This is a genomic window from Lysinibacillus sp. FSL H8-0500 (genome assembly GCF_038051955.1).
Taxonomy (GTDB): Bacteria; Bacillota; Bacilli; order Bacillales_A; family Planococcaceae; genus Lysinibacillus; species Lysinibacillus macroides.
In genome coordinates this window covers 1,992,089-2,014,378 of sequence record NZ_CP150292.1, presented here as the reverse complement: position 1 = coordinate 2,014,378, position 22,290 = coordinate 1,992,089, and the positions used below count along the sequence as shown (strand labels likewise).

General features: G+C 38.3%; 21 protein-coding genes and 1 riboswitch. Of the genes, 4 read left to right on the top strand and 17 right to left on the bottom strand.

The window, feature by feature from the left end:
* Position 1: 1 nt before the first annotated feature.
* The 6 genes from MHB44_RS09505 to MHB44_RS09480 form a co-directional block, all read right to left on the bottom strand.
* On the bottom strand, positions 2-700 hold the full coding sequence (locus MHB44_RS09505) for an ankyrin repeat domain-containing protein (RefSeq protein WP_341302552.1): 699 nt from the start codon (positions 698-700) through the stop codon (positions 2-4).
* A 44-nt stretch (positions 701-744) separates the two neighbouring features.
* Positions 745-1,431 carry a response regulator transcription factor gene (locus MHB44_RS09500; protein ID WP_341302551.1) on the bottom strand — a complete coding sequence of 229 codons (687 nt, stop codon included), beginning with the start codon at positions 1,429-1,431 and terminating at the stop codon, positions 745-747.
* A complete protein-coding gene (locus MHB44_RS09495; protein ID WP_341302550.1) occupies positions 1,409-2,887 on the bottom strand; it encodes a HAMP domain-containing sensor histidine kinase in 1,479 nt (492 codons plus the stop codon). The genes MHB44_RS09500 and MHB44_RS09495 overlap by 23 nt, the downstream gene beginning before the upstream one ends.
* Positions 2,888-3,079: 192 nt before the next feature.
* Positions 3,080-4,441 carry a PepSY domain-containing protein gene (locus tag MHB44_RS09490; RefSeq protein ID WP_341302549.1) on the bottom strand — a complete coding sequence of 454 codons (1,362 nt, stop codon included), beginning with the start codon at positions 4,439-4,441 and terminating at the stop codon, positions 3,080-3,082.
* A gap of 552 nt (positions 4,442-4,993) precedes the next feature.
* The gene (locus tag MHB44_RS09485) at positions 4,994-5,170 is read right to left on the bottom strand and encodes a hypothetical protein (RefSeq protein ID WP_341302548.1); all 177 of its coding nucleotides are present in this window, start codon (positions 5,168-5,170) and stop codon (positions 4,994-4,996) included.
* A gap of 63 nt (positions 5,171-5,233) precedes the next feature.
* Complete coding sequence (locus tag MHB44_RS09480; RefSeq protein ID WP_341302547.1) at positions 5,234-5,356, bottom strand: hypothetical protein; 123 nt, start codon at positions 5,354-5,356, stop codon at positions 5,234-5,236.
* A 28-nt stretch (positions 5,357-5,384) separates the two neighbouring features.
* Positions 5,385-5,577, bottom strand: a riboswitch (cobalamin riboswitch).
* Positions 5,578-5,763: 186 nt separating this feature from the next.
* Between MHB44_RS09480 and MHB44_RS09475 the strand changes: the two genes are divergently transcribed.
* From MHB44_RS09475 to MHB44_RS09465, 3 genes are all read left to right on the top strand, one after another.
* Entirely contained in the window at positions 5,764-6,309 is a 546-nt protein-coding gene (locus MHB44_RS09475; protein WP_341302546.1) for a hypothetical protein, read from the top strand.
* A gap of 365 nt (positions 6,310-6,674) precedes the next feature.
* Positions 6,675-6,842: a hypothetical protein gene (locus MHB44_RS09470; RefSeq protein WP_341302545.1), complete on the top strand. Its 168-nt coding sequence runs from the start codon at positions 6,675-6,677 to the stop codon at positions 6,840-6,842.
* Between the two features lie 778 nt (positions 6,843-7,620).
* The gene (locus tag MHB44_RS09465; RefSeq protein ID WP_341302544.1) at positions 7,621-8,976 is read left to right on the top strand and encodes an NlpC/P60 family protein; all 1,356 of its coding nucleotides are present in this window, start codon (positions 7,621-7,623) and stop codon (positions 8,974-8,976) included.
* A 42-nt stretch (positions 8,977-9,018) separates the two neighbouring features.
* On the opposite strand, the gene murF (MHB44_RS09460) is transcribed toward MHB44_RS09465, so the two are convergent.
* Both murF (MHB44_RS09460) and murF (MHB44_RS09455) read right to left on the bottom strand, forming a co-directional pair.
* On the bottom strand, positions 9,019-10,407 hold the full coding sequence (gene murF / locus MHB44_RS09460; protein WP_341302543.1) for a UDP-N-acetylmuramoyl-tripeptide--D-alanyl-D-alanine ligase: 1,389 nt from the start codon (positions 10,405-10,407) through the stop codon (positions 9,019-9,021).
* 36 nt (positions 10,408-10,443) lie between these two features.
* Positions 10,444-11,838: a UDP-N-acetylmuramoyl-tripeptide--D-alanyl-D-alanine ligase gene (gene murF, locus MHB44_RS09455; RefSeq protein WP_341302542.1), complete on the bottom strand. Its 1,395-nt coding sequence runs from the start codon at positions 11,836-11,838 to the stop codon at positions 10,444-10,446.
* 140 nt (positions 11,839-11,978) lie between these two features.
* Between murF (MHB44_RS09455) and MHB44_RS09450 the strand changes: the two genes are divergently transcribed.
* The gene (locus MHB44_RS09450) at positions 11,979-13,190 is read left to right on the top strand and encodes an ATP-grasp domain-containing protein (RefSeq protein ID WP_341302541.1); all 1,212 of its coding nucleotides are present in this window, start codon (positions 11,979-11,981) and stop codon (positions 13,188-13,190) included.
* A gap of 131 nt (positions 13,191-13,321) precedes the next feature.
* Here the strand turns inward: MHB44_RS09450 and MHB44_RS09445 are convergent, their stop codons facing one another.
* From MHB44_RS09445 to MHB44_RS09405, 9 genes are all read right to left on the bottom strand, one after another.
* The gene (locus MHB44_RS09445; protein WP_341302540.1) at positions 13,322-15,496 is read right to left on the bottom strand and encodes a YheC/YheD family protein; all 2,175 of its coding nucleotides are present in this window, start codon (positions 15,494-15,496) and stop codon (positions 13,322-13,324) included.
* Between the two features lie 30 nt (positions 15,497-15,526).
* Complete coding sequence (locus tag MHB44_RS09440) at positions 15,527-15,946, bottom strand: hypothetical protein (RefSeq protein WP_053995927.1); 420 nt, start codon at positions 15,944-15,946, stop codon at positions 15,527-15,529.
* A gap of 296 nt (positions 15,947-16,242) precedes the next feature.
* Positions 16,243-16,593: a multidrug efflux SMR transporter gene (locus MHB44_RS09435; RefSeq protein WP_341302539.1), complete on the bottom strand. Its 351-nt coding sequence runs from the start codon at positions 16,591-16,593 to the stop codon at positions 16,243-16,245.
* Between the two features lies 1 nt (position 16,594).
* A complete protein-coding gene (locus tag MHB44_RS09430) occupies positions 16,595-16,918 on the bottom strand; it encodes a multidrug efflux SMR transporter (RefSeq protein WP_341302538.1) in 324 nt (107 codons plus the stop codon).
* A 44-nt stretch (positions 16,919-16,962) separates the two neighbouring features.
* Positions 16,963-17,175, bottom strand: a complete 213-nt coding sequence (locus MHB44_RS09425) for a helix-turn-helix transcriptional regulator (protein WP_053995929.1) — start codon at positions 17,173-17,175, stop codon at positions 16,963-16,965.
* Positions 17,176-17,186: 11 nt separating this feature from the next.
* Positions 17,187-17,825 (bottom strand): DUF2975 domain-containing protein, encoded by a 639-nt coding sequence (locus MHB44_RS09420; RefSeq protein ID WP_341302537.1) that lies wholly within the window; start codon positions 17,823-17,825, stop codon positions 17,187-17,189.
* 165 nt (positions 17,826-17,990) lie between these two features.
* Positions 17,991-19,508: an osmoprotectant update ABC transporter permease/substrate-binding subunit OpuFB gene (gene opuFB / locus MHB44_RS09415; RefSeq protein ID WP_341302536.1), complete on the bottom strand. Its 1,518-nt coding sequence runs from the start codon at positions 19,506-19,508 to the stop codon at positions 17,991-17,993.
* Positions 19,501-20,457, bottom strand: a complete 957-nt coding sequence (locus MHB44_RS09410; protein WP_341302535.1) for an ABC transporter ATP-binding protein — start codon at positions 20,455-20,457, stop codon at positions 19,501-19,503. The genes opuFB and MHB44_RS09410 overlap by 8 nt, the downstream gene beginning before the upstream one ends.
* 32 nt (positions 20,458-20,489) lie before the next feature.
* Positions 20,490-22,289, bottom strand: a complete 1,800-nt coding sequence (locus MHB44_RS09405) for a VWA-like domain-containing protein (protein WP_341302534.1) — start codon at positions 22,287-22,289, stop codon at positions 20,490-20,492.
* Position 22,290: the final 1 nt, after the last annotated feature.

Below are 22,290 nucleotides of genomic sequence, written 5' to 3'. Positions count from 1 at the left end.
TTCATACCGCTCCTGCTGCAAGAAGAATGTGTTCAATCTCTTTAAACCCTCGCTGTTTCGCGTGCTGTAGCGGTGTGACATCATCATGATCTGATATATTCACATCAGCACCATATTCAATCAGTAATTGAACGACTGTTTGCTGAGTTGAATTGCCATTATTTAGAATAATCGCCTCCATTAAGGCTGTCCATCCCAATTTATTAATATGATTAATATTGATCTGTGTATTACTTAATAATTCTTTTATAACCTCCACATGTCCATGCTCTGCTGCTGGAATGAGCGCCGTTCCTCCATATCTATTCAAAATCGTAGGATCTGCCCCAGCTTGTATCGTTAGCTGTAAAATATCGAGATAGCCTTCTGCACCTGCATAAAGAAAAGGCGTGTTTAACCTATCATCTTGAATATTGACGTCAGCACCTGCATCCATTAATAATTTTGCTACCTCAACATTCTGCTTGTACGTAGCAATCATCAAGGCTGTTCGATTGTTTGAATCTTGAGCATTTATATCCACCTTTTGATCAAGTATATGTTGGAGTGTCCCCATATCTCCATTTTCTACCGCTTTAAACCATTCTGTTGCCATCTCCTCACTGCCTCCTTTATCGAGCTGTAAAGTTACTATATTACTTAAGACACACCCTTGCAGCAAAAATGATACAGCTATAATAATCACGGCTAATTTCCTCATCCTTTACACAACCCCTCACATGGGCAATACAGATTAACTATTTCTTACACATTGAAGCGATAGCCTGCACCCCAAACTGTTTCCAAGAACTTGGGCTGTGCTGGATCACGTTCAATTTTTTCACGTAGCTTTCGGATATGCACGGTAACGGTTGACACATCTGCTGCTGATTCATAGCCCCAATTTCGCTCATATAGTTGCTCTTTACTTAATACTTGATTAGGGTGTTTGACAAAAAAGACAAGTAAATCAAATTCCTTTGTCGTAAAGGCAATTTCATCTCCATTGATAAACACCTTTCTAGCTGATGTATCGATTGTAATGCCATGAATGGACATCATATGATTCGTTTGCTGATTAGTAGCTAGACGCTCATACCTTGCTAAATGAGCTTTGACTCTTGCTACTAGCTCACTTGGGCTAAAGGGTTTCGTAATATAATCATCAGCCCCGAGCCCAAGACCACGAATTTTATCAATATCCTCTTTTTTGGCTGATACAAATAAGATAGGAATATTATGCACTGCTCGAATTTGCTTACAAATTTCAAATCCATTCATGCCAGGCAGCATAATATCCAAAATGATTAAATCATAATTGCCTTCAAGAGCCTGCTTTAGCCCATCATCTCCATGATGTTGAATATCTACAAAAAACCCATTAATTTCTAAATAATCTTGTTGAAGCTCGGCAATACTTATTTCATCTTCAATTAATAGTATTTTTTTCATGGTTGTTCCCCTTCTCTTCAGCCTTTTTCAATAACATAACTATACTTGTGCCCTTTGTTAATTCACTTTCCGCCCAAATGTCGCCATTCATTTCAACAACGATTTGTTTTGCAATGGCTAATCCTAAGCCACTGCCACCTGTTTGCGAATTACGGGAAGGCTCTGCACGGTAAAAGCGATCGAAAATATAGGGCAATGCGGCAGGATCAATGCCTGCCCCATTATCTGTTACCTGAATAACCACATCCTCTGCTCGCTCATGCAATGAAATAATAATTTGCTTATACGGCTTATCCATATATTTTTCGCTATTGCTTAAAAGGTTCGTCAAGACACGCCTTAATTTATCTAGGTCAGCCATTGCATAAAGTGGAGAGCCTGCTGAGATATATTGTAAATGAATGTCTCGTGCAATAAAATCAAAGCTCGCATCCTCTACATAATCATGGATATATTGCTGGAGATTGACGCTTTCGATTTGAAATGGAATCTTCTTTAAGTCCAGCTTTGAAAACAAGAATAGCTCATCAATTAATACATCCATATCCTTTGCCTTTGTATAAATGGTTGTTAAATATTTATCCATTTTCTCCTCTGTATTCGCCACACCATCTTTAATGCCCTCAACATAGCCGATAATAGAAGTCATCGGCGTTTTTAAATCATGTGAAATATTCGATAATAATTCTTTACGGTTTTCTTCATATTGAAGCTGTAGTTGAATAGATTCCTTTAATTTAATCCTCATCTCCTCAAATGATCGATTCAGCTGACCAATTTCATCATTTGAATGAGAAGTAATTTCAAAATTTAAGTCGCCTGATTTAATGCGTTGTGCCCCTTCCTTCAATGCTGACAGCGGATTAATAATGCTTCTTGACACTAAATAATTTAATAAGCCAATAATCATCATAAATAAGACAAATAAAATACCTAAAAGAATGGGCAAGAGCTCTCGCGTTACTTCCGCACGGGAACTTACCTCTCTTAAAACAAAAATGCTACCCTCTGTTTGATCAGGAAAATAAAAGTCGAACTTTACATAGGTGTAAAAGGCTTGATTTATCATGATTGTGTCACGCGAATTAATGTTGGTCGCCTCAAAGCCAGGTAAGCTTTTCAATAATACTCTTTGATGATCTTTTTGAGATGCATAGACAAGTTGATGATCTTTCCGCACAACGATTTCAATGGAAGGTGTACTTATATTTTGTAACTGTTCGATATCTAAAAGCTGCTGGGGATTATTTTTAGCAAGTAATTTTAAATCGAGAAAAGCATTTTCTTCTATTGTCGTCAAGGGCTTTTGTACATAGGATTTTTTATAAAAATGCTCAATTGCTTTAATATCACCTGTTATCGCAAAGGCAAAAAGAAAAATAGCTACTAGTAAAAGGGTGATGGCAATCATAATAACCCCTACATAGGATAGTAAAAACCTTGTTTTAATCGACATATGCTTTCCCCCAATAAACTGAAACTAATAGCAATGTACCAGACAAATCTTAAAACTTTATAAAATCATTCTGAAAAATCTATAAACATTTTTTCAGCATCACTCTAGTATTGCGCCCACATAGATGAATTAAACACAAAAAGATACGGTATACCATTCATTTACTCAAAGGGTATACCGTATCGTAATATTTTATTTAGGTGCTTCTGTTCTTAGCTTCCTCTTTGCTTGCCATCCTAAAATGATATATTCAATCAAGACAACAGCAATCAATGAAGCACCAAATAATGGCATTAAAACACCTAAAATGATGAGGAAAATGATAAAGGGTAACGATATTTTATAAGAAATTTGCGGTGGTGCAGATAGCTCACCTTTTTTCTTGCGTAAAATCCAAGTACGAATGCCCCACATAATCACGGCTAAAAAAGCAAGGCAAACAACGAGATTTAATAGTTTATTTGGCCAGCCGAATAAGTGACCTTCATGTAATGGAATTCCCCAAGTAAAGACTTTTGCCAACATACCATAGTCCTCGTAGTTGACTTGGTCGATGAGCTTCCCACTATATTGATCAAAATACATGGTTGCTTCATCAGATGGGTTCACATCGAGACCTGTGACACCAGAGTTACTAGCCTTGGCAACTGTAAATACACCCTCATCATTCGAGGGATAGAGAATGGTGTATGGTTTTTCAATATTTTGGACCTCTATTTCTTTTAGTAGACCAACGATAGTCACTTGGTTCGGATTTGTATAACGCTCAACACCTCCACCATGATGACGAGCATGCTCCCCATCAGAAACAGGTGCTTCTAATTGGCGTGTTGCCCAAGGGATTTCAGAAACATCAGATGTGGGTGGCTGTTGCTGTAATAACGGATAGCCAAATGTTGGACTTTCAGAAGCTATATCTGAAAGCACAGACCCTAGAAAAGCAGACCATAACAGCCCTGTAAAAATAAAAATCACCATCGGAATTGTAATAATTGTCCCAACAAGAGCATGCCATCGTTTATTTTTTTGGCGTTTGTTCTCCAACTTCCGCTTTTTCAATAAATTACCCTTAAACGTCATATAAAGACCTGACAGTAATAAAAAAATCGTCCAGCAAGCCGCCAGCTCCACTAAATAATTGACAAACGTCCCTCCAATAAATAAAGAGCTATGGATAGATCGCATAATATTGGAAAATGTATATTGAGCATCCTGACTGCCCACCATTTGATTGTTATCATCTAAAAAAATATATTTCTCATCTTTGCCATTCGACAATGTTAGGCGTGTATTATAAGGTTCTTCCAACACGATCACTTTATTAGTGGAGTACCCTGCAAATGCCGCTTCCGCTTTTTTCACAGCCTCATCTATCGTTAAGACCTCTTCTTTATCGCTTTTCCCAAAAAAGTAATCATCATATAATTGATTTTCAACATCAGTGAAAAATAAATAGCCAATCCCGCTCAATGTCAGTGAAAGAAGCAATGGCGTGATAAAGAGTGCAGCAAAGAAATGTAGCCGCCAAAATCTTGTATAAAGCAAATTTTTCATATTTAATCCCCTATCTCTCTATTTATAGCAGATTAATTATATAAATAAAAAGTGAAATAAGAATGAAGTCCTAAAGGCAGTTTTATGACAAACAGATGTATTCCAATTGGTTTTATGTTAATTAATAGACAAAAATAATTTTAGCTAAACCTGTTTTAATGCAAGTTTGGCTATGATTTTGGCAAAATTGACTCATATGAATAAGAATTTTATTTTAGCTACAGTCTTTCGTTAATGCCTCATAGCCTTTTTATACAATATCATTTGGCTTATCCATCAATAACTTCACAAGCAACTAATCGAATCACTTTTAGTTTTAAGATGAACTGTACTAACTAACACCTGTCGCCGCATATGCAACAGCTATTCCACCTCTGTCCTTTGAATTAATACATATTCAAGAGCTTTTTGAGGGGGTTCATCGGAAGGCCTCTACCACAAAGGTTTCACTTGCTCCTATCACCTACAACAGAAATTGTATAACTGTATGGTTGTTAATGAATGTGCCTATTAAAAATGGCTACTTCCAAAATCGAAGTAGCCAAACCTATTCTATCCAATCAATTCCTTTAACACATTCGCGTACGCCGCTAAAATAGATTGCTCATGTGCAGCATCATGTCCGACGTATTGTGTTACAAGCTCCTTTAATGGTTTTGCAGCATAAGGCTCCTGCATAATTTCAAATTTCAATAAACTTTCATAGTACTCAATAACTTGTGGATTCATGTGGACCGCTCCTTTTAATAAATTACATAAAAAAACATCTTTCCCTCATCAGAAAGATGTCTACTATGACAAATACACGACATAATACGGTGATTGCCACGTTAAAATAAGCTCTCTATTAAACATAGAAGCTACCTCTTTAGCAATCATCGTACTATGAGCATGCAGGAGAATTTCTCTAGTCACACTCAACACCCCCTATCCGCGTAGGTTTTTGGCTGTACTAGATAAAGGCAGGTCTCCTGGCTTATGATCATCACACCTTTCACCTTCCCATTACAAGTCGTAACAGTGGTCTTTTGAAATGTGCTCCCATTTACAGTTGCGGGACAGCGTCGGATTCACACCGATCTTCCCTTTTAAACAAATCCAAAAATCGGATTTGTACCTCTATCCTATTATTCCGTTTTTATTATTATACCATAAAGGTTTGTGTACATGGACACTATCTTAATAAAATATTGGGATCTATCGTAACCATTCATGATCTCTTCCAATCACACTTTACTTTCTCTCCTCATGAACATTCTTCTTTTTTCTATTTCTTTACTATGTTACCATACATAGAAAGATTTAGTTTAGGAGGAACATATGTGAAATTTAATAGAATCAGAATACTACTATTGATTAGTCTACTTTTTATCTTACTTCTATCTGCCTGCAGTAAAGAAAATGATACAGGTTTCGATGACCAATTTATCGCTGATTTAAAGGACTATATTAAAGTAGAATGGGCATATAAAAACGTAGAAGAAAATAATATTAATAGCTTGATGAATTTATATGAATCGCAATCATATTCATGGCTAAATTCTAGCGATGAAGTAAAAGAATTACTCGCTCAACAGCAAGTATTTGCTGAAGATAAAGTAAACTATATAGATAATAGATTAGATTTCGAACCAAAAACAAGCTCACCAGAAGAAAAAGAAGTTTATGATGCGATAGATGAGTTTGAAATGAAAAAACTCTTTCATGACACGGCAACTAGAAATTTAGTTAATGCAACGAATCAAGTTGATATACAAAATGTTAAAGAAGAATATGAGCATTCTTTACAAGAGCTAGATCAATCATGGGATCATATTAAATCTCTTTCAGAAAAGTATAATTTAAATCTTTTTGGAGATGAAGAATGAAGGGATGGAAGAAGCCTTTCGTATTCTCTAATGTGTAAGGCTACCTCAAATTACGATCACTATAAAAGTATATGGTGTTGGGTTAACAGAGACAATGGAAGAAGCTTTACCATATTGAGAAAATGATATGTTTCATTTCGCCAGTGAGATGCCTCAAAAGCTATCTACCAATACAAATAGGTAAAACGATAACTAGTTTACATAGGATTGCACCTAGGTTTAAAAATCTTTTAAACTACTATTAAAACAGTAGTTTGTAAATATTTTACATTAAATATATTTGCATTCCATTTATGTTTAATGTAACCTATTATGTAGACATCCTTTTACAAGGAGTCAATACAAATAAGAGGAGTGCAATAAACATGGCAAAAAAAATTAAGAAAAGCAAAAGTGAAGAAGTTGTAGCAGAGAAAAAAGCAAAGAAAAAAGCTGACAAAAAGAAACTTGAGAAAAAGTTAGCGAAGAAAAAAGCAGAAAAAAAGGCTACGAACAAAAAAGGGAAAAAGAAAAGTAGCAAAAAAGCAGCCTAACAACATAATAAGGTAGCTGGGGAAAACAAATGGTTTTTCTCCAGCTACCTTTATTTAGATAAATGGCGTTCCATTTAGAGATTCTTTTCACCAGTTCAGGGACTAGCCTTCACTTTAGAAATTCTATCCACCACCTCAGAGACTATCCTTCACTTTGAAAGTTTTATCCGCTAGTTTTTGAGCACTATTCTCCGCTTCAGAGATTCTATCCATCAGCTCTCGCCTTCCCTACGCACCATCATTTCAAATATTTAAAAGTTAAACTATAATTAAGGGAAAATAGGCATTATTATTCTATTGGCATATCTTAGGTCCTTAGCAATTAGAGGAACCCCATCCTCTTAAAGAACGTGTAGGGACAGAAGATGACTTTGAGCGTTTAACAACAAAGGTTTATATTGCATATCCAGTAGAGGAACATTCATTACTGGAAGAAGATAAAGGGACTAGATTCTATACTAATTCCTTATTACGAACGCTTTGAATTCCATGTTCCCTTTGGCAATCACGCAGAAATGACGCGGGAACTAGTTTAAGTTGCCTAGTGTTGGGGCAATTTTTCTCATGTAACTGTTCCATATTACAGTCTACTGAAACATTTGTAATAAAACTGTAAATTCCCTCGATAAAGCCAGTTATACCAAGTATTGAAGCCCTCCCCTCTTTCCCCTGGCAACATTTACCGTCAAGAAGTGCTAGATTTTCATGCTACGATTATTTCCATGGCAAAGCTATACAGGAGAAATTCTACTAGAAGCTTTAGGAGGTTATCTACAACATGAATAAACGATTTTTATCTACGACACTTGCATTAACAATTGGATTTAGTTCATTTGGAATGGTGCAAACAGCGATCCAGCCGATACAAGTAGAGGCTGCAACAACAAATACACAAAACAACGCACAGGCTGTTGCTGCAAAAGCCGACCAATTAATTCAGACAGGAAAAAGCTTAATAGGTCAAGCAACATACAGTGATGCGGTATATAAGCCTACATATCCATATAAATTTTCTTGTGCTTCCTTTTTAATGTACATCTTTGAGAAAAATGGAGTAGACCTTGGTACATATAATGAAGATTATATGATCCAGCAAGGAACCTATGTAGCAAGAAACCAATTACAAAAAGGCGATTTAGTGTTCTTTAAAAGTAAAAAAACAGGAACTGATCCTGATCATGTCGGCATGTATATTGGTGATAATAAAATCATCCACATGGCTGATACAAAACAAAATATTGTTATCTCTGATTTAAATAGTAAGCCATATTATACAGAAAACTATGTATCTGCACGGAGAGTATTACCTACCTTACTATCAGCCAACCCTGCTACAAAAGGCGATAAAATTATAGAAAACGCACTGACTTATAAAAATAAAGCAACGATTAGCTCAACTACAAACGAGTCGAGTCTACGCTTTACAGCTCCAGCATTTGTTGATTTCATCTATCGTAAAAGTGGTGTTACACTTGGCTCAACTTCATTAAACGATTTAATGAACCAAGGATCAACTGTGGCACGTGCTAACTTGAAGAAAGGTGATTTAGTTTTCTTTAACAGTACAAAAGGCTCGAAAACACCTTCTCTTGTAGGGATTTATGCTGGTGATCACCGAATCATTATCCCTAACTCAGATGGTGTGATGACAAGAGTACTATTTGTGGATTATTATACTGAACATTATATTACAGCGAAGCGCGTGTTCTCTGATAGCACCTCTACTCCCAGTGTAAGTGCACCTTCTGCTAGTACTTCAGCCGATCAAATTATTGCAACTGCTAGTGGCTTAACAGGCAAAGCAAAATTCGGCTATACGTACAATGAAAGTGCACTGACTTTTACAAGTGCAGGTTTTACGTATTATGTTTTTAAAAAGCATGGTATTGATTTAAAGGAAAAACTAGCAAGTAAACAGGCTTTAGTTGGGACACATATTCAAAAATCACAGCTTCAAAAAGGAGATCTGCTGTTCTTCTCTACGGATAATGGTGGACAAAACATCACGCAAACTGGGATTTATCTTGGCAATAATCAATATATTAGTATGACAACTAATAATATTGCCAAACAAAATATTTCTTCAACTTGGGCACAAAAGAACTTTGTTACAGCACGCCGTGTTTTAAAATAAATAATTGTTGGGTGTCTCAATGTTTTTGAGACACCCTTTCTTCTATGGTGAATTTTTAAGAATATTGGCAAATTCAATCATCGATCTACTCGACATTGGGCCTTTTATTAAGACAATCGTATCCACATCAAGCTTTGGTTTTAATAATTCTAAAACACCTGTTACCTCTTTAAAGGAATAAACCTCGGCTTGCGTTCCGTCTTTTTGAGCTTGTTCGGCAATCTTCTCTGCCCTTTTCCCAATCGTAATTAATGTATCAATCTCTCTGCTAGCTACCATGGAGCCAATTTCACGATGATATTTTTCTTCAAAATTACCTAATCGCTTTATATCACCTAAGACGAGAATGACTTTTTTCTCTTTTCCTACCGTATCTAACACTTTCAATGCTGCCTCTACAGATGTCGGGTTATTTGTCCATGTATCATCAATAATCGTACTGCCACCAAGTCCAGTCGTAAATTCTAAGTGTCTTGCCATCTGTTTAAAAGTTCGTAGTCCTGCTATAGCCTGACGAATTGTTAGCCCCATCTCATGACAAGCAGCAATCGCGGCTAACGCATTATAGACCTGATGCTCACCATAGCCTGGTACAAATACATTGTACTTAGTATCAAATGCTTCAAGGACGAACTTCATACCCGTATTGGCAAATTGCACATTTGACGCTCTGTAATCAGCCGTATCCTGTAAACCAAATCTAATAATCTTCCCTTTAAATCTTTTCAATGAGATTTTTTGAATATTATCATCATCGGCATTGATAATTAATGTCCCATCTTCCTTGATGCCCTCTACAATTTCCGCTTTCGCTTTAATATAGCCTTCGAGATTAAGACAGCCATCCAAATGATGCACACCGATATTTGTAATAATGCCAATCGTTGGCTGATAAATCATACATTGATGCTTAATATTTCCGGTATTGCCTAAACCTAACTCAAAGATAGCTGCCTGTGTTTGCTGCTCAATACCTGTTAAGTAGGGTAATGATTGCCTTGGCTCATTCTTACTACTAACGGATGCTTGCACTTGCCAATGCTTGCTAACAATATGCTTAAGCATCTCCTTGGTCGTTGTTTTACCGCAGGTTCCTGTTAAGGCAATAACAGGAATTTGGAAAAGCCCGCGATAATACTCGATAAATGCCCAATAAGCCTGTGCCACACTCTTCACTTGTAAGACAGTGGTATTAGCTAGTGCGTTTTTTAAATCTGTGGATGGTTTATCGGATATGATGAGGGATGGACCTTTGCGATCGACTTCTTGCCAGTTGATGTTATCGTTGCGACTAACAAACATCAGCGTATGACTTTGTGTTAACTCATGGCGATTATAGTAAATAGCGTGCTGTACAAACCATTGCTCTGATCCATGAATAAGCTTTCCCTGTAGTATTTGCTTAAGTTTTTGCACACTAATGGATTGCAAGTGTACGACGCCTCCTCTCTTTATCAACTAAGACCGCTATTCTGCTGGCGGTATAGGTTTTAGCTTAAGCTCAGTTGCTAATTTAGAAACCTGTTTACTATACATATCACCCTTTATCAAAATAATCGTATTGGCATCTACAATCTTCTGCAATAATGGGTATACTAATGTACTATTTTTAAATGTATAGACGGGCGCACTAAACCCTAATTTTACGGCATGATCAGCCATAATTCTGGCATGCTCCCCAATGGTTATTAGTACATCCACGCCAATGCGTTGAATACACTCACCCGCTTGTTCGTGAATAATATAGCCCCACGAGCCTAAATCGGTAATGGTTCCAATAATCGCTATCTTTTTCTTGCCATCCCCTAGTGCATTTAAGACGTGTAAGGCTGCCTCTAAAGAAGTCGTTGTAATGCTCCATGTATCATCCAATAGCATGGAATGATGAATACCCTCAAAAAGCTGGAGCTGTTTTTTTAATTGAGGGAATGTTTGTAGCCGTTTGGCTGCTACGGGAATCGATACCCCTATGTCATAGACTGCTGCAATCGCTGCAAGAGCATTATACACTTGATGCTCTCCAAACCCTGGCACAAAGATATCATAGCTCTTTCTGCCATGCTGCAATATAAATTTCATTCCCTTTTGCTCGTAGTGGATATGGCTTGCTCGAAAATCACATGATTCATGCTTTCCCACCTTTAGCACACGTCCCCGAAATGTAGCTAGATCAATTTTTTTCGTATTTAAGTCTTCCGCATTAATGATTAATGTGCCTGTCGGATGAATAATATTAAGCATTTCTGCCTTTGCCTGAATATAACCCTCTAGTGTTTTACAATAGTTTAAATGATGTGCCCCAATATTTGTAATAATGCCAATTGTAGGCTTAAAATACTTTCCCGCATTTGTCACATCCCCTGGTGAGCCAACAGCCGTCTCAAAAACAGCTGCCTCGGTATCGTCATCAATATCCAGTAAATATTGCAAGGATGCTGTTCTGGAATTACTGCTTAAGGTCGTTGCTGCTACTTGTCGATCTGCTGTAAGAATATGTTTTATCATCTCTTTTGTGGTCGTTTTACCTGATGTACCTGTAATCGCAACGATTGGAATATGAAACTGATTACGATAAAAATGCACAAACTTCCAATAAGCTTCTTCGGCATTGGCTACTTGTAGTAAAATAACATGCTTGGGCATTTCATGTGGACGATAAGCTCTATCCGTTACTAGCACTAGTGGAGAAAGTGGCTCAAGACTTTTCCAATTAACAATACGTTTACTTGTAAAAAGGGCTGTATTAGGCTTTTTCACTTGTTTTAGCCGATAAGCACCATGTTGAATAAGGACTTCCTCTGCTCCTTGCACAAGATTGCCTGCCGTAATTTTTGCTAAATTCTTCACCGAAAGAGGCTTCATATCTTTTCTCCCTCCTTTCTTTTTTAGTATATGTCGCCTCTTAAAAGTTGCTTGGATGTAGACAAGATACATAACTAGAGGAAGTCTATATTGTTGCATATATATAAAGGTGATTAAGTATCTAAGTACCAATAAAAGGAGTGATATACCTGAAAGCCATTATCTTTATCGGTACAAACAAATCTGGATCAAGCCGTGAAGCAACAAGAGCAGCAGAAAAATTAGGCTACTTCACTGTACTGTTCACAAATAACGAAAGGCAACTTCAGCAGCGCCGAGCCTACCCCGATATTCATAAAATGATACTCATTGATACTTTCAATATCGAAAAAATGAAAGAGGAAATTGATAAACTAGGAAAAAATGGGTTACAGATTAAAAATATTGTGAGCTTTGTCGATCCATTTGTGCATATTGCTGCCACGCTATGTGATGAATTTTGCCATAACTATACATCCTCCTCTGCGATTGAAATAATGGAGGATAAAGAACAAACAAGAAATTATTTAAAGGATCAACCATACTCGCCAAAATTTTCGTTAATAAAGCCTAATGATGCCCTTGCAGCCAATTTAACATTTCCATTAATCGTTAAATCACCTAAATCAACAGGCTCAAAAGATGTTTTACTAGCCAATAATGCCGAACAGCTCCAACACCATCTCCAAACATTACGCACGAAAAACCCTTATGAAACGATTATGATCGAGGAATATTTAGACGGTCCACAGTATTTAGTAGAAGCTCTTGTCTATCAACGACAAGCACATATTATTGGTATTATTGAGCAGGAAATTACACAAGGCAAACGTTTTATTATTACAGGCTATGGTGTAATGGTCAAAGCGCCCCCAACTATTCAAGCAGGCATTGAAGAAGTGCTCCATTCCATCGTCAAGACCTTTAATATTGAAAATGGTGCGCTGCATTTAGAGCTTCGTCTCACGCAACAGGGCTGGAAGCTAATCGAGATTAACCCACGTATTTCTGGAGGTGCGATGAACAGTATGCTACAGGCCGCCTTCGGATTTAGCTTAGTGGAGGAAACACTCAAGCTATTTCTTGGTGAACAGCCTAATATTCAGCCAAAGCATCGGAAATTTGTCTACACCAAATATATGATTGTGGAAAATAGAGGAATTTTAGAAAAGGTTATTGGTAAAGCAAGAGCGACGCGAGCAACAGGTGTGGTAGATGTTTATGTGAAACCAAAAAGAGGTACAATGCTGACCCCTCCTTTATCAATGGGCCACCGTTATGCCTATATTATTGCTGAGGGAGCAACTTTGACGGAAGCGAGAAATAATGCCATCAATGCTGCCAAGGAAATTAAATTTATTTTACGCGTTTGACAAAAACTTCCCGAATAATTGCCGCTTGCCAGTGGACAGTTACTCGGGCTTTTTATCTTTATTTAGCAAGGCCCTTGTAGCAAGTTCATTGCCTGTGAAAGGCAAATAGACCTACGCAAAAGGAAAAATGATTATTCTTCCTTAAACGTTTGATCTAAAAATTTCACGGTTTCAAACATATTCGTTTTACTAGCACCTTTTACGAGAATTGTATCATCAGGCTTTATAAGCTTCTCCAGATAGGCATGTAATTCATCCTTATTAATAAAATGACGTACCTTGGATGGGTCCATTCCTTTGGCGATGGCGGCATTACTCATTTCATCTGTCCTAAAGCCATAGGTAATAAATTCATCAATGCCTACCTCGTAAATATACTCCCCAACCTTTTTATATTCTTCCTCCCTCAAAACACCAAGCTCTCGCATTTGCCCAATAATTGCTACTTTTCGCTTCTTCGCGATATTCGTCAGTACATCAATTGCAGCACGAACCCCTTGTGGATGGGAGTGAACGGTATCATCAATGACCGTAATAGCATCACGGCAATTATAAATCGTTAAGCGTCGCGGTGGCTTTTTAAAGTTGAGCCCAGCCTGAATATCAAATGGACTAAACCCTAAAAGATCAGCTACGGCCACGGCATTGAGAGCATTGTAGACATGATGCTCTCCTAAAATTGGAATATACATGTCAATTTCTTGTCCCTGTAGCTTTATTTTAAAGGACATACCAATATCCTTATATTGTAAATCATATGCACGATAGTCGGCTTCTTTTTTAATGCCCACCGTTATGATTTTCCCTTTGAATTGCTCTGTCTCTAAGTATCTTGAATTGTCATCATCTTGATTGACAATGAGTAAGCCTTGTTGATCCATACCATGAATCAATTCCGACTTTGCCTTCGCCACACCTCTTACATCTCCATCAAAGTTCCCGACATGTGCTAAGCCAATATTCGTGACAATACTAATATTCGGCTGGATGATGCTACAATGGTTCGTAATAATGCCTGGATAAGCCATGCCATACTCTAAGACAACCGCCTGATGGGCATCATTAATTTCTTCCTTATGCTTTTTTGTATGCTCTGTCGTATTCCAATAATCCTTTGATTCAAAAACATTCCACTTTTTCGATAAGATCGAGCCAACAAATGCCTTTGTCGTTGTTTTCCCTGCACTTCCCGTAATCGCAATAATTGGCAAGCTTTTCTTTGTCTCAGCATGCTTATTTTTTTGTTGGATAATATCCTTTTTTAGGCCTTTTTGATTTTTTGCAAGATACATCGCATAACGAATGGAATGGATAACCACATCTAATTCTAAATAAAAGGCAGGAGGGCAGCCTGGACGCCAGTTTACCTCATACATCCAAATTTTTTGGTGCTGATCTAAGCCAACATCAATACCAATTTCATCAATCACCTCACCAAATTTCACTATTTGAATTTCGTCGAGATGGTGTGCCAGCGCTAAGGAGAAATGTTCAAGCATACGGCGAATATTATAGGCTTCTTCCTGAAATTCCTGCTCTAAAAAAGGATCTAAATAATTCGTATAACCCCCATTATTAATATTCGGAATAATCGAGCCAGTTGGGGCAATACGTGGATAGACCGTTGTTACAACCCATTTACCTTCTCCATTTTTCTGGACATGCAAACGGAAATCATACACCTGCCCCGATTTTGTGACTGATTGAATATAGGGTTGCATAATAAATGTACCTGTGGCAAGCTGCTCCTTTAACAACGCGTCTAATTGCTGCTGTGAATAGGATGTGGTCGTACGATCCTTCCTCACCTCGTAATGTGTTTTACCAACCTTTGTAATAAAATAAATACCCTTCCCTTTCCGTCCATCAATCGGTTTAAAAACAACCTTTTTGTAGTATTGAATAAATTTATGGAATAATTCAGCATTCTTAACAATTTCAGATGGTATTAAATATTGCTCAAATTCCTTTGCTTCCTTTAAACGCTTCATTACGTTCCATTTATTCCCTATTGAATGTGTTGTAAAGGGGATTTCCTCTTTTAAGCGATCAATAATCTCTTTAGATACCGATAATTTTTCAGGGCTTCCTGCATTATAAATAACATCTGGAAAGGGCATCGTTTTTTCCTGCCATTGCCCATTTTCATAAACCTTTGCCTGAATGGAGCGTTTGACAAAATCAACACTTTTCGGGGTAAAGTAAAAAAACTGCGCCCCCTCTGCCTTGGCAACTGCTGCGTAAGCATAAGACTTGAGAACCGTTGTTGGATCAAGTCGGTGATGTAGCATACCAATTATCGTCATTATTAAACTTCCTTTCATTATGATCTTACACTACCATTTAGGCTCAATAATAAATTTCCCTTTTAGCATATCTGGCTTTAAGAGCTGAATCGCTGAAATGCTCCCTAGTTCAATGGACTTCTTAGTAGCTGTTTTTTCTAGCCTTATCACATCCCCAATATTATTTGTATCTTTTCCTTCATAATCAAAAGCTCGTAATAGCGAAACAATGCCACGACAGTGCTCCTGATCCACAGCCTCAATACGGAAAAACTCTGTTTCAAACTGTTTCACTGTATCCATTAACCTTAAATGTGTACCATTATGTGTAATTAAAAAAAATGGAATCGTATCACTCCCAACAATTTTAACAAGTAGCTGATCGAAATATTTCGAGTGAAAATTCATCATCATATCCTGCAATGTTTTTAAATCAGCTAGCGCTTCACATAAAAAATGATGTCGCTTCAACCTTCAAGCCCCCCCTTCCGCAAAGTTGCTCATAGAATAGCCCTCTCATTATCATATGTAGCAAGAAAAAATATGGCGACTTGAATCATAAAAAGCCTCCACCAAATAGGGAGGGCACTGAAAAACTAAAAAAATTCATTCTTTTATATTAGTAATCTGTCTTTTATTAGATTTGAAAACTTAAAAAAGTCGATTTGCATCACATTTTTTGTGGCAAATCGACTTTTTCAGTGCCTTCCCAAATAGGTGAGAGGCTTTTTCCATGTGCTATTCAATATTTTAGTGATTCTATCTGTCTATTTTTGTAATCTATCCGTCACTTTGCTGCTTCTATCCCCTTGATTTAATAAAATTACGCCACCAATAATAAGCACGATCCCAAGCGCAGAGTAGAGGTTAAAAATATCGTGCCAAATCACAATGCCAACAATAACCGTAAGTGCCGTGCCAACGCCTGACCAAATCGCATAGGCTAAGCTTAATGGTAAGGTTTTCAAACATAACGATAAACTATAAAATGAAATGCCATAGCCAATTGCCACTGCCAAGGATGGGACGGGCACTGTAAAGCCCTCTGAAAGCTTAAGCATTGTTGTCGCAAAGACCTCACTAATAATGGATAACGTTAAGAAAAGATAACCCTTCATCCTAATGCTCCCCTGCAAGATTAAGCATAACAACACCTAAAATAATGCATAGAATCCCTATAACCTTCTTGCGATTAAAAAATTCTTTATACAATACAACCCCAACAACGGCTGTTAATGCTGTGCCTAAGCCTGCCCATATCGCATAGGCAGTGCCGAGGGGAACAGTTTTTAATGCTAACGATAGGCTATAAAAAGCCGTGCCATAGCCAGCTACAACGCCAATGGATGGTAAAACGCGTGTGAAGCCCTCCGTCCGTTTGAGCATGGAGCTTGCAAATACCTCTGCTATAATGGCAATTAATAAAAAAACAAAAGCTGTCATGCTATAAAATCCTTTCTGTTAGTTCTCGTTGCATAGCCGAATGACTATTCCTCATCCTCAACGTACTCTAATATATCTCCTGGTTGGCAACCCAGTGCCTTACAGATTGCATTTAATGTAGAAAAACGCACCGCTCTTACCTTGCCTGTTTTTAAATTAGAGAGATTGACGATTGACACATCAACCTTCTCTGCTAGCTCACTTAGCTGCATTTTTCGATCCGCTAGCATGCGATCTAAGCGAATAATTATGGTCATATTCTCACTTCCTAAGCTGTTGCATCATATTCATCCTGTAAAAATGCACCGTATCGGAAAATACGCGCAATCGTCCAAATCACCAAACCACATAGTAATAGTGTCCAATTAATACCTGTAAAATGATAGCTAATACCCTTGATTATATCTGCCTTTACAAATAATGACTCAATCTTAAATTGTTGCATCATTAGATAGACGATATATGTACGGAACGCATTCACTGTCAGGCTTAACACAATCACTCCGTAGGCAATGCGCTCTATTTTTTTACTAGTAGCGAGTGAAAAAATAATTCCCTTTGATAAATTGCTTAATACATTTCGAACTTGGATTACCATTAATAATAAAATAGCTATGTATATTGTAGCAGTAAATAATAATGTCACGATATCTTTTTTTGTATAGTGAATATCCCTTGCCACTTGGTCTGCCAGCATCATTTCCAGTCCTTCAAAATGAATGGAAGCCGTTACACTGCCCTTGGCTAAGAAATGATTCACCTCTTGCTCTGTCACCACCATCACACCTACGAAAAAAATCGCAATCATTGTTAAGCTAAATATCATTAACACCATAATTATTGTAAAAATGGTACGAAGCCCCTTTGTCAATAATCGAAATTCCTTCCCTTGAACTGTTTGCTCCATTAAAAGCATCCCCTTTCCTAGTTTTATTATACACAAATTTTTATCCTTATCAATAATTTTTTAATGATAAACATTAAATATTTACTGATATAAATAAAAACGAACTATTTTGCGAAACCTCACTTTTCATGTTTCGTCATAGTTCGTTTTTTATCTTATTTGCTGTTATTGAAGCAAGCCGTTCTCCTGTAAATAAGCTTTCGCTACGTCTGCTGCAGACTTTCCTTCCACATTCACCTGATAGTTCATTTCACGCATTTCATCGTCAGTAATTTGATCGGCAAGCTTGTTTAACGCTGTTGCAATCTCAGGATATTTTGCCAATGTTTCTTTTTTTATTAACGGTGCTCCTTGGTAAGGCGGGAATAGTGCCTGATCATCCTCCAACACCTGTAAATCATACTCGCGAATTTCACTATCTGTTGAATAGGCATCAAGTACATCAATATTCCCTGCTACAATGGCTTGATAGCGCAGCTTTGGCTCCATTGTTGTAACATTGGCAAGCGTCATATCATAGCGCTCTTGTATCCCGACATAGCCGTCCTCACGATCATTAAATTCTAGTGTAAAGCCTGCTCGAATTGTCTGTGCAAGCGGCTTTAAGTCTGAAATTGTTTGTAGCTGATAGGCTTCTGCTATTTTCTTTGATACTGCTAGTGCATATGTGTTGTTATAATGCATAGGACTTAGCATTACCATATCAAATTGCTCTAGCATCCCTTCCTTTGCCTGCTGATAGACATCTTCTTGCTGATTATTCACCGCTTCCTCCTTTAAAAATTCAGCAATGGCTGTTCCTGTAAACTCAGGATAAAGATCAATGCTTCCTGATTTTAAGGCATTAAAAACAAATGACGTTTTTCCAAGCCCTGGCTTTAATTGCACCTCTAAGTCTGTATCTTGCTCAATTAATAATTGATACATATTAATTAAAATTTCAGGCTCAGCACCAAGCTTGCCTGCGATAACAAGCTGGTCATGATTTTTCCCTTGTAGAAGTGGGAAAAACATCATGGCAAGAGCGGCGACACTAATAAGGCTTAATGTCGTCACTGTTTTTTTAAATGATAGTGCCTCTAATTTTTTTAGCAATACATCAAAAATAAGTGCTAAAATGGCGGCTGGTATAGCGCCTAATAGAATAAGTGCTGTATTATTGCGATCAATGCCAAGTAAAATAATATCACCTAAGCCACCAGCACCAATTAATGCGGCTAATGTAGCTGTCCCAACAATTAATACCATCGCTGTTCGAATACCTGCCATAATAACAGGCATCGCAAGCGGCAATTCAATCTTTACTAAACGCTTGGGCATATTCATCCCCATTGCCAATGCCGCTTCCTTCAACGATGGGTCTACTTCCTGAATACCTGTATATGTATTCCGTAAAATAGGCAATAGCGCATAGGCAACTAACGCAATAATTGCAGGCACTTCACCAATTCCAAATAATGGAATTAACAAACCAAGTAAGGCGAGTGAAGGAATCGTTTGCAAGACGGCACTAACACCAATAATACTTTCAGCAATCTTCCTTTTATTGGTTAAATAAATGCCTAGAGGAATAGCAATCAGCACAGCAAAAAATAGCGCAATAAAGGAGATTTGGATATGCTCAAGCAATGCTGACAATAGCTGTCCTTTACGCTCATTGAATACTTCTAGTAAATTAGTCATTAGCAGCACCTCCTTCTCCGTACTCCTTTGCTAAATACTGCAGCATAGAGGCTCGTGTAATGCTGCCAATACGTTCTCCCTCCTTTTCCACGGCTAAACTATCATGCTGTGCAAGCTGTTCAAGAATGGTTACCAATGAAGCATCCGCCAAAACTGTAGCATCTAATGGCTGTGAGGTAACGATTGGCTGCATCACTGTTTGGATATCAAATAGATTTGCTATATCCTCCTTAATTCCTATAAACTGCCGCACAAAGTCATTGGCAGGATTTTGGAGAATATCGTGAGGTGTGCCAACTTGCACAATTTCACCATCCTTCATCAGACATAGTCGATCCCCTAATTTTAGCGCCTCCTGCATATCATGGGACACAAAGACAATTGTTTTTTGAATGGTACGCTGCATTTCCAGCAAATCATCCTGTAGCTTTGTACGGCTAATCGGGTCCAATGCACTAAAAGGCTCATCCATTAAAATAATATCAGGGTCAGCCGCTAAAGCACGTACAACCCCAACCCGTTGCTGCTCACCGCCAGAAAGCTCCTTTGGCTTGCGCTGGCGATAGATAGCTGGCTCTAGTCCAACCATTGCGAGTAATTCATCCACTCGTTTGTCAATTTCCATCTTCGACCATTTCTTTAATTCAGGAACAATGGCAATATTTTCTGCAATCGTCATATGCGGAAAAAGAGCGATTTGCTGTAACACATAGCCGATACGCCAGCGCAATTCATGAATATTGTAATCGCTAATTTTTTGCTGCTGAATCCAAATCGTTCCCTCTGTGACAGGGATTAATCGGTTAATCATCTTTAATAAGGTCGTTTTACCACAGCCGCTTGGACCAATAATCACAAAAAATTCGCCCTTGTTAATTTCTACGTTCAAAGCTTTCACAGCCGTATGATCACCACTATAGCTTTTAGAAACATTGTCAAATTTAATCATTGATGCACTCCTTTCCTCACTATGCACTGCCATTATTTCATTCTAAAGACCTCGCCTTTTGGTACAAATGGTAGTTTGGCTCCTTGTGGTAGCACAAAGGCATGCGCTCGTTTAATGGTCAGGCGATCGCATTGTCCATCTGTGATAATAAGAATAGGGCCGTCCTTAGGGAAATCCTGTGCCGCTTCAATTAGCTGGATGCCAGGCTGTAATACTGTGCCGCCCCTTCCCCTTACCTTGACCTTTGTCAGCAATTCCTCAGGCGCTATATAGCCCGCATCATAGGCAACAGCATCACAAAAAATAACACGTACAAGGGGTACATCTCTTGCTATACTATAGCTGGCAATCGTACCAAGTGCCTTGCCTAAAAGTAAACGGTCCATTGAGCCTGATGTATCAATAATCACCGCAAATGTACGTCCATCTGCCTCACCACTTTGATATATCCATCTTGGGCGTGCAATATCAGGCGTTGAGGCTTGTCTTCTGCTTGGTCGTCCATACGTTCTCGCCTTGTCGATCGGCTGAAACATACGATCAAACCAGCGCGCTAATTCCACATCCCAGGCAATTGGTGGCTGTGAAAGACTGCGAATTTCCTCCACAAGCCCCTGTGGCAAGTACCCTCTATCCTGCGCCATATGATAGCTCAGCCCTTGACTTAGCGCTCGTCTATAAAATGCATCCAAATCCATCCCTTTTTGCCCTTCCCAAAAATCCGGTGGCTTCGTTTCCATTATATCCACAGCACCCTGCCCCCGAAACGTTCGCAGCTTACGATACATTCTTATATCCGTGACAATTCGATCATAAATGGACTCCGCTGATAAGCCCTTTAAGGCAGGGTCATAGAGTCCACCAATCACTGGCATCTCCCCGATTTTCATATCAATAAGCCAGCCATTAATGACATAATCACAGGCAACATTCCATAAATACGCATCACGCCCTTGTCTGCGTGTAGCATGACTAAGCCCCGCATGTAGCAATTCATGGGCAATTAGAAATCGCATTTCCTCATCCGTCATCGGTACAGACGAATTAATATAAATTTCCTTTGTATCAATCGCAATTGCTGCAACCGAAATATCCATTCGTGTACAAATCAGTGGGTCTTCAATAAGCGTAAAATCTGCGGCTAGTGCGCCAAACAATGGATAGGAGCTCATAAACCAAGCCCTTGCACGCTCTGCCTGTGTTGGGACGGTAGAGCCTCCTAGTGTACTATCTACGCCCCCTGCTACACGAATCGCGCTTTGTACAGCCTTTGATAAGCCCTCAGCAAATAGTAGCGGATAATTACTACGATAACCGTGGTAAAAATAGTCATTGCCCTGTGCTGTAGTGACAAAGTCGGCTTGCCCTGGCATTGTACTATAGCCCTTTAAATGCTCTGGTACACCTTCACGCAGCAATTTTTCATATAATTTCTCCTCAGAGCTAAAGGATTCAAAAAGTGGCTCATTCATCTCCTTCGGTGCTTGCCCAAATTTTAGCTCTGCTAAAAATTTTGTAATATAGCAATCACAGGCAATATTCCATAATTCAGGCTGCTCTTTTGGCTGATGATGGGATAAGCCAAGATGCAATAAACAATGGGCAATCACATATGCCCATTCATTTGGCTGTCCTTTTTGATCTTGATTGACACTAATCATGCCTGTGCTTGTCACATAAGCCCAATCTTTTTGCGGCATACTTTCATATTGCAAATAAACGGCATGACAAAGAGCCGCAAATAGTGGATGCTCAGCTACAATGGCATGTCCAAGCGCAATATTTTTACTATTTTTATGTTCCTGCTGTGCCGTTTTCCTTTTTTTCGCCATC